At 43.6% G+C, this 12,997-nt stretch carries 16 protein-coding genes; 8 read left to right on the forward strand and 8 right to left on the reverse strand.

Translation table 11 applies throughout. The features are described from left to right. The first annotated feature begins 17 nt into the window (after positions 1-17). Positions 18-437: a hypothetical protein gene (locus PISL_RS03730; protein WP_011762478.1), complete on the forward strand. Its 420-nt coding sequence runs from the start codon at positions 18-20 to the stop codon at positions 435-437. On the opposite strand, the gene PISL_RS03735 is transcribed toward PISL_RS03730, so the two are convergent. After that, on the reverse strand, positions 412-765 hold the full coding sequence (locus tag PISL_RS03735) for a helix-turn-helix transcriptional regulator (RefSeq protein WP_011762479.1): 354 nt from the start codon (positions 763-765) through the stop codon (positions 412-414). The two genes, PISL_RS03730 and PISL_RS03735, sit on opposite strands and share 26 nt — an antisense overlap. Further along, the gene (locus PISL_RS03740) at positions 759-1,250 is read right to left on the reverse strand and encodes a diguanylate cyclase regulator RdcB family protein (protein ID WP_011762480.1); all 492 of its coding nucleotides are present in this window, start codon (positions 1,248-1,250) and stop codon (positions 759-761) included. Before PISL_RS03740 ends, PISL_RS03735 begins: the two co-directional genes overlap by 7 nt. A 42-nt stretch (positions 1,251-1,292) precedes the next feature. On the opposite strand from PISL_RS03740, the gene PISL_RS03745 reads away from it, so the two are divergent. Both PISL_RS03745 and PISL_RS03750 read left to right on the forward strand, forming a co-directional pair. After that, positions 1,293-1,664, forward strand: a complete 372-nt coding sequence (locus tag PISL_RS03745; protein WP_011762481.1) for an ASCH domain-containing protein — start codon at positions 1,293-1,295, stop codon at positions 1,662-1,664. 29 nt (positions 1,665-1,693) lie between these two features. After that, on the forward strand, positions 1,694-2,734 hold the full coding sequence (locus PISL_RS03750) for an aminopeptidase P family protein (RefSeq protein WP_011762482.1): 1,041 nt from the start codon (positions 1,694-1,696) through the stop codon (positions 2,732-2,734). Here the strand turns inward: PISL_RS03750 and PISL_RS03755 are convergent. Continuing rightward, the gene (locus PISL_RS03755) at positions 2,731-3,567 is read right to left on the reverse strand and encodes a spermine/spermidine synthase domain-containing protein (RefSeq protein WP_011762483.1); all 837 of its coding nucleotides are present in this window, start codon (positions 3,565-3,567) and stop codon (positions 2,731-2,733) included. The genes PISL_RS03750 and PISL_RS03755 overlap by 4 nt on opposite strands. A 92-nt stretch (positions 3,568-3,659) precedes the next feature. Here PISL_RS03755 and PISL_RS03760 point away from each other — a divergent pair, with 92 nt between their 5' ends. Further along, a complete protein-coding gene (locus tag PISL_RS03760) occupies positions 3,660-3,956 on the forward strand; it encodes a hypothetical protein (protein WP_011762484.1) in 297 nt (98 codons plus the stop codon). Here PISL_RS03760 and PISL_RS03765 read toward each other — a convergent pair. Next, complete coding sequence (locus tag PISL_RS03765) at positions 3,948-5,375, reverse strand: HD domain-containing protein (protein ID WP_011762485.1); 1,428 nt, start codon at positions 5,373-5,375, stop codon at positions 3,948-3,950. The genes PISL_RS03760 and PISL_RS03765 overlap by 9 nt on opposite strands. Before the next feature lie 51 nt (positions 5,376-5,426). Between PISL_RS03765 and PISL_RS03770 the strand changes: the two genes are divergently transcribed. Continuing rightward, positions 5,427-6,503 (forward strand): geranylgeranyl reductase family protein, encoded by a 1,077-nt coding sequence (locus PISL_RS03770; RefSeq protein WP_011762486.1) that lies wholly within the window; start codon positions 5,427-5,429, stop codon positions 6,501-6,503. On the opposite strand, the gene PISL_RS03775 is transcribed toward PISL_RS03770, so the two are convergent. Next, positions 6,468-7,586 (reverse strand): tyrosine--tRNA ligase, encoded by a 1,119-nt coding sequence (locus PISL_RS03775; RefSeq protein ID WP_011762487.1) that lies wholly within the window; start codon positions 7,584-7,586, stop codon positions 6,468-6,470. The two genes, PISL_RS03770 and PISL_RS03775, sit on opposite strands and share 36 nt — an antisense overlap. A 162-nt stretch (positions 7,587-7,748) precedes the next feature. Here PISL_RS03775 and PISL_RS03780 point away from each other — a divergent pair, with 162 nt between their 5' ends. Together PISL_RS03780 and PISL_RS03785 are read left to right on the forward strand one after the other, a co-directional pair. After that, positions 7,749-8,111: a DUF371 domain-containing protein gene (locus tag PISL_RS03780; protein ID WP_342364425.1), complete on the forward strand. Its 363-nt coding sequence runs from the start codon at positions 7,749-7,751 to the stop codon at positions 8,109-8,111. A 21-nt stretch (positions 8,112-8,132) separates the two neighbouring features. After that, complete coding sequence (locus tag PISL_RS03785; protein WP_011762488.1) at positions 8,133-8,822, forward strand: diacylglycerol/polyprenol kinase family protein; 690 nt, start codon at positions 8,133-8,135, stop codon at positions 8,820-8,822. Here the strand turns inward: PISL_RS03785 and PISL_RS03790 are convergent. The 3 genes from PISL_RS03790 to PISL_RS03800 form a co-directional block, all read right to left on the reverse strand. Beyond that, positions 8,801-9,145, reverse strand: coding sequence for a PIN domain-containing protein (locus PISL_RS03790; protein ID WP_011762489.1), 345 nt, complete (start codon positions 9,143-9,145; stop codon positions 8,801-8,803). The genes PISL_RS03785 and PISL_RS03790 overlap by 22 nt on opposite strands. Next, a complete protein-coding gene (locus PISL_RS03795; RefSeq protein ID WP_011762490.1) occupies positions 9,142-9,867 on the reverse strand; it encodes an NAD(+)/NADH kinase in 726 nt (241 codons plus the stop codon). The genes PISL_RS03790 and PISL_RS03795 overlap by 4 nt, the downstream gene beginning before the upstream one ends. A gap of 65 nt (positions 9,868-9,932) precedes the next feature. Next, positions 9,933-11,777 (reverse strand): aldehyde ferredoxin oxidoreductase family protein, encoded by a 1,845-nt coding sequence (locus PISL_RS03800; protein WP_011762491.1) that lies wholly within the window; start codon positions 11,775-11,777, stop codon positions 9,933-9,935. 162 nt (positions 11,778-11,939) lie between these two features. Here PISL_RS03800 and PISL_RS03805 point away from each other — a divergent pair, with 162 nt between their 5' ends. Further along, positions 11,940-12,983, forward strand: a complete 1,044-nt coding sequence (locus PISL_RS03805; RefSeq protein ID WP_011762492.1) for a radical SAM protein — start codon at positions 11,940-11,942, stop codon at positions 12,981-12,983. Positions 12,984-12,997 lie beyond the last annotated feature (14 nt).

The raw sequence follows: 12,997 nt of genomic DNA on the forward strand, positions 1-12,997 counted from the left end.
AGATAATTTGCTTACCTGTGGAGAGAGTATCTCTCCAAGAGGTTATATCGCGTATTAAAAATGGAGAAAATCTCGAAGTTTTGGGATACGAGGGAGATGTGGTACTTATCGACAAAGTTAAAGGGATTGTAAAAGGGGAGTTTTCCCAAGAAGAGCTAAGCGAGTTAAAGAAAAGAAAACCCCGCGGCAAACCCACAAAAGAGCAACTGGAGTTAGCGGCGGAGGTGGCTAAGTTACTTGGAGAAGCTAAAAAGGTGTTTAAAATCGTGTGCGGGCCTAGGGAGGTCACTATTAGAGTTGGGACGGGGTTTATAAGGGTGGTAGATGATGGAGTTAAGTTGGCAGGCTACAGAAGCCTAGAAGACGACCCTCTTCCATTAATAATAAACACGCTAAGAAAGTATGGAAATGTTAAACTACTGAGACCTCTGAAGTAACCCTTTTTAAAACGACGAGGTTAAAACGGCCCCTCCTTTGTATCTCTACATATCCAGCCTCGCTGAGCCTACGTAGAGCCTTATGTACAGTGCTTTTGGGAAGCCCAAGTTCTCTCGCTATCTCGCTCTGATATACCGCGCCTTGTCGCTCTACTAACAGTCTTAAGATTGCCTTATCGATATCTGATAACTCACTAGTCGTAGGGTCTACGTTGGTCGAAATATCATTTTGTCTGTTCTCAACCAATTTCTTAAGCTTAGCTCTACCGGTATATACGGCAAAGAGAACCGTAAAAACTTGAAGTATAAGTAATACGAGTATTAGCATATCGTCTGAGATAAGCTTTCTCCAAGTTCTATAGCCTCTGCGACTGTTGAGACATATCTCACGGCTTCGACAAGATATTTTGCGGTCGAAACTTTAAAGCCGAGTTGGCGTAGTGTCTCTGCTAGGCATATTTGCGTTGTTACAATAGTTAAAGCTCTGGCGGCTTTATCATATTCGACTACTAGAAATCCGGAGACCCCCGCACGCCAACTCCTCCTTATTTTAACAACATCTCTGCCGCCCTCTACAAGCCACCCCAGATGTAACAATGACTCTTTTAGATCTAGCAGTACTGTACTAGTCTCTGTAGTGCATAACGACTTTAGAGAAGTCTCTATCTCAGGCAAGGCGGGTGATATACGAAGTGTGCCGTTTACAAACTCTATGTGTTCTGCAAGCGTTCTCACGGTGAGATACGCCATTGTGAGCTCAGTCTCTGGAGCAGAAAAGACTATAACGTCGCCTTCTGTAACAACTTCACACACACGACATCTGTAATGTAAAAATTTAAAGGTTTGTATCAAGACGTGAAGAGAGAAGTTAATCTAGGGCCTTACTTACGCTTTAAACAGAAGTATTTAGACGACGTGCTTTCAGGCAGAAAACGCGTAACAGTTAGATACGGAGTAGTAAAACCCCGCTTTAACCTTGTGTATATTGTATGTTGTAATGAGATATACGCTGAAGCATTTATAACTAAAGTCTACTACACTAAACTAGGGAAATTGGGCGAGGATGTAGTAGTAGCAGAGGGTTTTAAATCAAAAGAAGAGCTCTTCACAGAGCTGAAGGAGATATATGGAGAAGTTAACGAAAACGAACTAGTTTCTGTTATTTATTTCACAGTTGTCAGACGATACAACGCCCCTGTTCCTCTTTCACATCTACAGAAAAGGTGACTTTTAATAACCGTATGTGCTAGGCTGTAGTGAATAATCTGAAAAAGCTAGTAAAGGCTTTTGCAGACAATTACGACTACCTTGTTTTAACAAAAAGCCCCAATCTTGCATACGCCGTTGGCATGCCAGATGCCGTAGGCCTACTTCTAGAGTTAAACACCGGGTTTTCTACACTCTATGTATCGCGGCTAGACTATACACGGGCTAAAGCCATAGCACAGGTAGACAAGGTGGTAGCTATATCATCTACAGAGATGCCTCCTAGGAGGCCAGGAGAGGAGTTAGTTATTGTCAAAAACTTTGCCGAATTTATAAAAGAGATCTCAAAGGGGAAGAGAGTGGCGTCTGATAACAAAGAGTTAGGCGTAGACGTCTCTGAAAGTATTGCAGAATTAAGAGCAATTAAGGAGAATTGGGAGGTAGAGCTCATAAAAGAGGCCTTGAGAATCACTGAGGGTGTCTATAGGAAGTTGTCTGAAAAGGAATTAATCGGCATGAGAGAACGCGATGTAGCTGCCTTGATATATAAGTGGTTTGTGGAAGACGGTGCAGACGGCGTCGCCTTCGATCCAATCGTAGCATCGGGGCCTAACGGCGCATATCCGCACTATAGGTTTGGCGATAGGAAGATATCATACGGCGATTATATAGTTATCGACATTGGCGCGAAGAGGGGAGTCTATTGCTCAGATATGACTCGGACATTTACAACAGGACACACAGGGGTGTTAAAAGACGCCATATATGCTGTATATGAAGCTATTAAAGCAGCTGAGAAAACAGCTAGAGAGGGCGTTTCAGCTGCCGATGTAGATAAAGCAGCACGGGATGTAATCGCCGAGTATGGATTTTCTCAATATTTCATTCACTCGACAGGACATGGCGTTGGCGTGGAGGTACATGAGAGGCCTAGACTTTATGCCGCTTCTAAAGACGTTTTAAAAAGAGGCAACATAATCACCATAGAGCCTGGAGTTTACATAGAGGGCGTCGGCGGAGTGAGGATAGAGGATATGGTATATATCGACAGTAGCGCCATAGTCCTCAATAAACTTCCCCACATCCTCTAGCGTTTTCTTGCATATATACCATAGCCCTCCTTTACTTTCTCTATGACAAAGCCTGTGCGTTTCAACCTTTCAACGACTCCTCTGTACGGGTTTAACCCCCTATATTTCATACCGCTCTGACTCACATAATGAAAGAGCCCTCCGCCTCTTCTTAACAGCCTATAAAAATCTCTATATAGAGATTCTGAATAGAGCCGTTGTGTTGCATAACTAAGCCGCGGCGGGTCGTGTATTATATAGTCAAATGCACCATCTCTAAGTGTTTCAGCAAAAGAGATACAATCGCCCACGGCTATATCGACTTGCGGAGACCATAGTTCTCTGCTATATGGGTTAAACATTGCAAGAGTCAGTACGTTTGTGTCTAGCTCTACAGTAATTATGTGTCTCGCGCCTTTTTTCAAGGCCTCTATCGTCGTATAGCCCAGCCCTGTGCAACATTCAAAAACGCGCCCCCGCGCCTTTTCGATTTTATACGCCGTAATTGTCAGTGGGTTTTCCAACACGCTGTGCATAGTTATTCCATCTATCATCAACGTAGGGGCCCACCCTCTGTTAAACACACACAGTTTATAAAAACGCGCCCCCGCTATAGATAATTCACGCCATTTGTCTTCTATCAAAGCATAGACCTCACAACTTTCTTCATCTACGTCAGGCAGTTCGTCAAGAGAAATCTCATATTCAATCCCGTTGTAAGAGAAACGGGCGGCGTTGCCAACATATCTCACTGGGCTTTTTGACCTCTCTAGGTCAAACGACACGACATCACGTTTATTGTACAAATCCTCTATTTGCCACCTAGATATGACAGGCACTATTACAGGACCCACAGAACTATGATGAAGTTAATATTTTCAACCTACTCTCCCACCTACACTCTTTGTAACTCCTGGAAATATATTTGGACACTATTACTTCTCGTATGTATGTTCAATACATCCGCTTCTCTCCAATCGGCGAGTACCTAAGACTTGTAATTCTCAGGAGACTCTCAAGAGGACCCGCCAAGATAGAGGAAATAAACGAATTGGCTAAGAGGGTTGTTCAGAATGTTGGTATAAAATACGACTGGCGAATCTGGCCGGAGCTCCTTAAGAAAGAAGTTATTATTAAAGACGGCGTAGTTGAAATAACGCACTTCGGTAGATGGATTTTCGAACAGACAAGCGAGGAGGTGGCAGAGTACATAAAGAGGACTCTTGGGATAGATCTAGGCTAAGATCCTCCTTACTGTAAGATCCATTAAAGGTTCTAACACAGACTTTAGGCTTTCGACAGCGTAGTTTCCACACTTTTTGAATACGTCTTTTTTAACATAGAGAAAAATATGCGGCGCCCTTTTCCACGCCTCATTAATAGCTTCTACAAGTGGCGAGATTTTTGAAATAGCTATGGGACCCATGGCTGTTGTTATATACAGATCCTCGGCATATGGGTCAAAGCTTACGTATGAAATTAAAACATCGTCATAAGAGAGTCTGCACTTTTCAAATTCCCCGAGTTCTACATTTAGCCTTTCTACAAGCTTCTTCTTCAGCCTATCTACTAAAGCCCAATGCAACGGCCCTAGCTTGTCAATCGTCTCGTTGAGTCTGCCGGGGTCTTTAAAAATCTCTATAAAGTCCTTTTCTCTTTTCCACAAGGGAATATATTGGAGCGGCTTTCTAGAGAGAAGATCTCTAAATCTCGTATCGCGAGTGAATACAGATATGAAGTAATCGTCTGTAGCTTTCCATAGCTCCTCTTCGTTAAGCTGGCCCGCGATAAAACGTGCGAGATCGCAGAGATATTGGCATATGATTTCGTCGCCTATACCCTCTGTACATCTTGCAATATTGTCCGCCACTATGTTACGTGCAACCTCTGTAAATAAGACAGTTTTGTGATGAAGATACACATGCCTATAAAGGTTATACCTAGTTATGAGATAGCCCTCTAGATTTACTCTGGCTTTCTCGTTAAATTGAAATCTACCATCGACGACCTCTAGGTTTTCAATAATTCTCTCGAGGTCTATATGTGTAAAACTTGTGCCCACGGCAGCGCCTGTAAAGTACATATCGCGCATTATATAGTCTAATCTATCGGCATCTAACACTCCAGATAATATATAACTCAACAATGAGTATCTCCTATCTTCTTTGAAGAGTAGACTCTCTATGAGTTTGGGATCATAGCCCAATTCAGAAAGCTTAGGTGCTATCTTTTCTATAAGAAGTTTAGTAGTCACCTCATGTGGTTTACTTACGTCAAACTGTGCTATATCTATATCAATACAACCTCTCTTAGACGCCATATGTAATAACTCTCTTGTTAACACCTCAAAGGAGTGAGAAAAGGGGAGATGGCCTATGTCGTGTAATAACGCTGCGACACGGAGATGTCTAAGTGCATCCTCATCAAAATCGCCGGTTATATTAAGGACTCTCTCGCCTATCAAAGTCGCTATATGCATAACCCCCAGGCTGTGGTCAAACCTAGTATGTGTAGCAGTAGGATAGACCAAATAGACAAAGCCAAGCTGTTTTACATATCTCAGCCTTTGTATAAACGGTTCGCCGTCTATCAGTTTCACCTCCTCTTCTGTAAGTTTTATAAATCCATGTATAGGGTCTCTAATCGCTTTTTTATACTGCATAATCGAAATGGTTTGTGTATAAAAATACAAAAAACTTAGCTATCTTCCTATGTGAATATAGCAGTGATAGGCGCAGGTCCGGCCGGCCTTTCTTTTGCATCTAAATACGGCGATGCCGATGTATTTGAGGAACATAAAGAAGTAGGCCTTCCACGTCATTGTACAGGTCTTGTAAGTGGTTCTGCCGCTAGAAGGGTTGGCATACCCAACAGTCTCATTCTAAACCAATATAGAGAATTAACAGTCACAGATTTGGAAGGTCGGCGTATCTATTTCAAAATGAGAGATTCGGTACTTCTAGTCGACAGACCTGGATTAGAACAGTGGCTTGCAGAAGGAGTACGCAAATTATATTTAGGTAAAAGAGTCGTTAACATAAGCAAAAATTACATATACACATCCGACGGATCTAAACACGGCCCTTACGACTACATCGTGTTGGCTGAAGGCTCTGCTAGAAGGTTTGCACGTGCATACGGCCATGTCGTAAGATTACCCGGCCTCCAGGTCGACGTCAAAAGCAGTATTGACATACACGGCATTATTGTTGTGTATAATCAGAAACTATCTAAGGCTTACTTCTCTTGGATAGTTGAACTAGACAAGGGCGTCTTCAGGGTGGGACTTGCCGACGTCTGTTGCACAGTTGAGAAATTAAACAAGCTGGTTAAACTTATCAACGGACAACCCATCGACAAACCATTTGGCGGAGGGGTTCTAGCAGGCCCCCCATTGAAACGTTTAATAACTGGCCGTGTGACATTGGTAGGAGACGCCGCAGGTTTTGTCAAACCACTTAGCGGCGGCGGTATTACACTCGCCATTTATAGTAGCCAAATGGCAGCTAAAGCTATAGCAAGAGGAACTCCTACGTTATATGAAGACGACACTTTATTGCTTAGATTAAGGCTTAGAACTGCCTTCCTTGCGTTTAGAATCCTCTATGGGTGGAGATTTGTAGAACGTGCTATACATCTCCTAAATGGTGGTGAGTATGTGGCAGTGGACTATGACGACCACATAAAGACTCTCTTAGCCGCGGCTTTGACAGACCCCCGATCTATACGTGTTGTAAAAGAACTGTTGAGATACCTAGCGAGTAATCGTAATATTTTTCATCTCTTCTAGTAACTTAGCGCCAGGCCCTTGGAAGTATCTATAGACAGGCTCAAGAAGAGTAATAAGCGCCTCGCTTGTCGCAGTCTTTAAATCAGCGGGGTGTACTCTGCCATCACGGTATAACGCCTCTAACTCTTCGTAACTCCATACTTCTAAATCGCCACCATATTGCGCGGGGCGTTTTATAACAAGCGGCGTCTTCCTTTTTTCGCGAAATGCAGATATACGAAGGAGTTCTAGTACAGGATTGTATTCGGTATCGCGCGGCGGGCAATAAGCCTTAGCTATCTTCTGCCGTATTTCATCTGGACTATCGTGAACAAAAATCGCGCTCTGTGGAATACTCTTGGACATCTTCATCTCACTAAGCTCCTCTCTGCTACTAGGTTTTGATGTAATATTAAGCGCAGGCAGTAACTTATGGTGTAGCGCCACAGGCTTAATTCTCTTCCCATCTACCTTCAGGGGGTAGAACCTTATTTTGTCTGCTACCTGTCGCGCGAGTATATGCGCTCTCCGTTGGTCAATACCGCCATGTGGTATATGCGCCTCTAGTGCAAAAACGTCGGCTACTTGGAGGGGCGGATACACTAGATAAGCAAGCGGTATGGACTCCCCCATTTTTCTCCCCAAGATTGTTAAACTGTGTCTTACTTGCGACAGCGTCAAATGTCGCGTTATATCCATCAGCAAAAGCCAATATTCGTCATTATGATGGTACAATTCTGATCCAAGTATAAACCTGGTGGCGTCGGGATCGCCGCCTAACACCTCAATAATCTTCTTAAATGTCTCAACATAGTATGTAACTGCGACTTTTCTTATGATGTCTAAATCGCCGCCTAGCTTATTATTAAGCCAAGAATGTATATCAGCTAGGAAAACCTGCGTTTTCACACCCGCCTTCTGTAAGTCTACTACTTTTGACATACTGACAACTCCAGTCCCTATGTGGATAAACCCGCTTATTTCAAATCCAATATAATGGTTTAATTTGTAGCCACTTTGAAACAGCTCTCTGAGCTCTTCAACTGTAATAACCTCTTCAGTGGGATATTTTAAGACTAGGGATATTCTCTCTTCAATATCCATGGAGTGTAAGAACAACCTCTTTTAAGATTTTGTCTACAAGAGTGCCATGGGATAGTTCCAATCTATATAGAGTGTATTGAAAAAATTCGGAGAGGAGAGGCTTTTCAAGACTCCTTTATAGCCAGAGGACACGAGAACATAACTGCCAGAAATAGGAGGACGCTGGAGTTTACAAAAGACCCCTATGTTACAAAACGCGGCGATTGTATCGTAGCTTGTTGCGCCGAGAAAGCCGCAGGAGAGCTAAAGCCGGAGGTTCTTAATGCCTTAGCTTTAGACGGCGTAGTTGTAATCATGATAGAAATTGGAAACACACTAGATATAGTCGTAGGCGAAACCCCTCGTGCGATTCCCACATCTCTATGGCGCATAGTGGTGAGAAAAAGCAGATATGTAGACGAGGCCACAGTTGCTATCGCAGTAAATAAGGCGGCGGCCGACTTGAACAAGACGTTGGTGGCTATGTTAAAGAGGGGTGTCCCTGTTAAAATCACAGTTGGCGTTTGTTTACAGCGAGATTTTTAAATAGCACCGTTAGCTAGCTCTATGTCGAAGTTTTCAGAGCTACGCGCTCTTCTCGCCAGGAAGATTTTTCACGTTATTTTTGTATTACTTTTGGCGGTGCCGGTATTTGCCCAAATCCCCGCAGAGCCCTATATTGCATTTCTCGCTTTTGTAAGTGGGATAGTGTATTCAATACAAGTAAAAAAACCGTATATGTGGGAGGAGTTTCGACAAAACTTCTTCAGGACTATAGAAGAGATTTTCGACAGACTAGAGATATTACTACCGCTAGACAAGCCGGAGCTTAAGACACAGTATCAAAACGCTGTGAGACAGCTAGAACAACTTATAGTAACGGCGGAACGCGACTACGAAAAGAGACATGGGTATCTGGGCATACTCATGGGCGCTGTCGGATTCTTAATCACTCTAACAATATTTGGAAGTTCTCACATTACCGTCTCGCTTGTGAGCATGGCTGTTTATGACGCCATTAGCGCCATAGCGGGAACTGTGTTTGGTGGAAAAAGAGCACTTGGCAAATTAACTATATGGGGGACCTTTTCTGGCGCTATCTGCAACATCTTGGCTCTTACCGCTGTTGGAGTACCTCCGCTCAAAGCTACTGTAATCACAATATTTGTAGTAATTGCCGATGCACTTAGTTATGAAGATAATTTGACAATACCTATCGCCGCTGCCGCCGGCTCCTATCTCTGCGACCTCCTGTAGAAGACACCCTCCACTTTTATACCTAATTTTTTAGCAACGGTAGCTAATCCGCTGTCGTCAGTGACAAGAACACATCCCTTCTCTAAGGCCAGGACAATTAACGAAGCGTCTGCACGAGAGAGGTGGCTAAATTTTTTTACGATATCTCTTATTCTCTTCTCATCTACTTCTACGACTTCTATATGCAAGATGTCTAGAACAGCTTGGGCTCTGGGGTCTTTCAACTCCTCCGCCACCTCTCTAGTTGTATACAATATGCCAGAAAATATTCTCAAGTCTCTGCCATGTATAAACGCTGAAGCGTCTAGTACAAAACAATTCATAGACTTTTTAACCTCTCCACAACTCTATTAAGAAACCGAAACTCTCCAAAGACAGCGAGTTTGAGTTTCTTCTTTCCCCTCCTAATTTCAAAACTCTTCCCACGTCGTCTTTCCCTACCGTCACACACAAGCACAGCCTCTTCTGCAGTCTCTATAGTGAGACTGTCAGCAGATACTACAAGAGGTCGAAGATATAGCGTAAATGGGGCTATAAATGATATCACCATGACGTTGGCACGATAATCAACAACTGGGCCAAAAGTAGAAACAACATAGCCAGAGGCGCCATGGGGGGTAGACACAATTATTCCATCGGCTCTTCCCATTACTTCCCCGCCATCGCTCTGCAACTTAAAACTGAGGAGTCTCCCAAGTTCCCTCCTATAAACTAAAAACTCATTAAGTACTACGCAATCCTCAGACTCAAGAGTTGAAAACTCTAGAATTCTGTAATTTCCCATCTCCACCCTCCTTATGGCTTCATCAGGAGAAATTGTATAATCAGAGCTCCTATAGAAGTTAACCCTCCCCATGCCTAAGTGTATAACTACTGAGTCTAAGATACAAGAACGTGTACGCAACGCCTCAAGTAGTGTACCATCTCCGCCGAAGATGAACACATGGCTATAATCACCATCGCATGTCAACTCCACAGCGCCGTATTTCCTCTTAAACTCCTCGGCCAAAGGCCTTAAATCAGGTCTGTAAAATACTGCATACACTCCCCCTAGGTAATCTAGGTTAATATATGTTGAAACTAGGTTAATATATGTTGAAAAAAGATATTTTACAAAAGGTACTGAAACTCCTCTAGACCAAGTCTCTTCAAAGTTTCATAAGTCGGCTTCCCATCGACCCAGCCCCTTATTGCGTAATATTCCTTTATCCCCTCTTCAAATGTCTTTAATGCGCCGTGGCCCTTAGCCGGGCCCGTGGGAAGCTCTTTCCTCAACCTAGGTGGCAGTTCGTCTCTTACCCACCTCCCCTCTTTTACATGAAACAGCCTCTCTATGTTAAATATACGCTCGCCTATCATAAGCATCTCCTCAGGCGTTACATCCCATCCAAACGCCAGATTAAATAAATGTGCAAGGTCTTTTTCAAACAACCCCTCTTTATCTAATGTGGCAAATTTGCAAAATGTTACAGAGTCTGCAAGCGCCATTAAGTGTTGGGCATATACAACAAGCTCCACTTTCTTCTTTATACACTCTGACGTTTCACAAAGCGGATCGACCTTCTCCGGCACGCCGAGGACCTCCCAAGTGGGTCCGTAGGCCTCGAGATGGTCGCCGCCGCGGTTTGCAGTAACATACGCAATTGCAAAGCTCTTAAGTGCTCTTGGATCGTAGGCTGGGAAGCCCTGTCCTCTAGATCCGACAAAGGCCTCTGGCTCACCATATTTCATAGCAAGTCTATAATCGCCTTCTGCCAACTCGTCGCCTATGCCGTCTCTATACGCCATCTTGTAGACTAAGTCAATAAGCGGAGTTGGGTCGCCCCACTCCAGCGGTATGTTTAACTTGCCCTTCTTGGCGAGTTCTATTGCAACAGCTAGGGTGTTGCCAAGAGAAATTGTGTCAAACCCCAATTCGTTTGCTAACTTCTGTAGTTTTAAATCAGCCTCTGGATTTCCAACTCCGAGATTTGCGCCGAGAGCCCATGTATTTTCATACTCATACTTAGCCTTGCCGATGAACTTGTACGGGCCGGACTTCACCTCTACCATCTGTGTACATGCAATGGGACATTGGGCACAGCCGTGTACTTCAACAACATAGTTCTGTTTGATATACTCACCAGATATCTTCTCTGCTTCTTCAAAATACCCAGTTTCAAAATTCCGCGTAGGAAGTCCCCCCACTGAATTTATGATATTCATAAGTATGTTAGTACCATAGGTATGTAACGTCTTAGCAGTAGGCCCATTTGCTATTCTCTGCGCTAGCTTACTAGTTTCTTCTATCCATTTCTTTCTGTCTACAACTAGTGAGTACAAGTCGCGGGTACCCCATGCCACTATCCCCTTGAGTCTTTTCGAGCCCATGACAGCCCCTACGCCGCCTCTTCCGGCAAAACGCTCATAATCACTGAATCTAATGCCGGCTATTCTCGACAGATTCTCGCCAGCTGGGCCTATAGTGGCCACGCCTGCCTTACGCTCATCGCCTTCAAATCCGGCGTCTTCAAGCAAAGCCTTTGTCGCTGCGCCCGTCCACTTGCCCCAAATGTGCTTAGCTGGCCTTATACTTACTTCACCCTCTTTAATCAATATATAGACTGGCTCCTCTGCCTTACCCTCTACTATAATGCCATCATAGCCAGCCCTCCTCAACATGTATGCAAAATTACCTCCGGCGTTTGAGTGTGTAAGAGATCCTGTCAAGGGGGATTTTGTAACGACAGTTACCCTGCTCGTGGCAAGTGTTGCCAAACCACTTAGGGGTCCGGTGAATATGTAAAGTTTATTACTAGGCGAAAACGGATCTATCCCCCGGGGGATCTCCTTCAGAGCTAGGTAAGAGCCTAATCCTCTCCCGCCTAGGAACTTCCTCAAGACGTCTTCCTTATACACCTCTTCTGTTATTTTCTCGGTAGATAGATCTACTCGTATTACTCTAAATACAACCATACATTGTTGTTTAATGAATATTTTAAAGTATTTCTATTCTTTACGTATATTGAGTAATATTTTCTAAAATTAAAAATCTCTTATAAAAATTTAGTAACGATAAAGATAGCTTTAACAATTTGTAAAGATATAAATGGTACAAGACGAATTCTCTATCTGACAATGAATAGCCGCCCGGTATATAGGCTAAAGGCTGACACGCCACAGGTAGGCACTTTAGCCTTTGGAATAGTTGACAGAGGGACTAATATATTAGAAGTAAGGCCTACAAGTCTCTGCGCCTTGTCATGCATCTTTTGCTCTGTAAACGCAGGCCCTATGTCAAAAATTAGATGGGCTGAGTATGAAGTAGAGTTAGATGCTTTATTAACGGCTCTGGAGGAAGTTGTCCACTTTAAAAAACTAGATGACATAGAAATACATATAGATGGAATGGGAGACCCGGGCCATTACCCCGAGCTTGTGGAATTAGTAAAAGGCGCAAAGTCTATACGTGGCGTATCAATTGTATCTATGCAAACTCGTCTCTATATGTTTGACGAGAGTAAAATTAAAGAATTAGCGAAGGCTGGTCTCGATAGAATAAACGTTAGCTTAGATGCACTAGATACAAACCTTGCAAAAAGACTTGCAGACACCGAATGGTACAATGTCGAAAAGGTATTGCATTTAATCGAGGCGGCCCTTAGCGCCGGGATAAACGTAGTGATAAGCCCCGTGTGGGTACCTGGATTAAACGACGGCGAGTTGCCAAAAATAGTCAGATGGGCTGTAGAGCACGGAGTGGGGAGGGGGGTCTACACCCCGGTCTTGATTCAGAAATATATCCCGCATAAAAGAGGGAGACGGGTTAGAGTCAGACCTATGTCTTGGGGCGAGTTTTGGAAAAAACTAAGAGAAATGGAAAAGGAACTTGGCGTGTCTCTAGTTCCAAAACGTGGAGAGTATAACATACATAAAGCGCCGGAGCTTCCAAAGCCATATAAAGTAGGTGAGATAGTAACCGTAGAAGTAACTGCCAGAGGCATATTCAAGGGGGAGATGTTAGGCGTGCCGATTACAAGAAGAGGGACGGCTGTGTTAGATAGGACTTTTACAGTGGCCTACGGCTGGAGGGCTTCCGACGAATTAATAGGGCGTAGAGTAAAGGTGAAAGTGATAGAAAACAAGCACAACATCTACATCGCCAAGCCGTTGACTATATAAAGCCAAGTAGTTCC

The organism is Pyrobaculum islandicum DSM 4184 (assembly GCF_000015205.1).
In the GTDB taxonomy this organism is placed as follows: domain Archaea; phylum Thermoproteota; class Thermoprotei; order Thermoproteales; family Thermoproteaceae; genus Pyrobaculum; species Pyrobaculum islandicum.

Excerpts from the sequence above, each read along its gene's own strand:
- PISL_RS03735 (WP_011762479.1), bottom strand. The coding sequence starts at position 765 with ATGCTAATACTCGTATTACTTATACTTCAAGTTTTTACGGTTCTCTTT.
- PISL_RS03760 (WP_011762484.1), top strand. The coding sequence starts at position 3,660 with ATGTATGTTCAATACATCCGCTTCTCTCCAATCGGCGAGTACCTAAGA.
- PISL_RS03765 (WP_011762485.1), bottom strand. The coding sequence starts at position 5,375 with ATGCAGTATAAAAAAGCGATTAGAGACCCTATACATGGATTTATAAAA.
- PISL_RS03775 (WP_011762487.1), bottom strand. The coding sequence starts at position 7,586 with ATGGATATTGAAGAGAGAATATCCCTAGTCTTAAAATATCCCACTGAA.
- PISL_RS03785 (WP_011762488.1), top strand. The coding sequence starts at position 8,133 with ATGTCGAAGTTTTCAGAGCTACGCGCTCTTCTCGCCAGGAAGATTTTT.
- PISL_RS03790 (WP_011762489.1), bottom strand. The coding sequence starts at position 9,145 with ATGAATTGTTTTGTACTAGACGCTTCAGCGTTTATACATGGCAGAGAC.
- PISL_RS03800 (WP_011762491.1), bottom strand. The coding sequence starts at position 11,777 with ATGGTTGTATTTAGAGTAATACGAGTAGATCTATCTACCGAGAAAATA.
- PISL_RS03805 (WP_011762492.1), top strand. The coding sequence starts at position 11,940 with ATGAATAGCCGCCCGGTATATAGGCTAAAGGCTGACACGCCACAGGTA.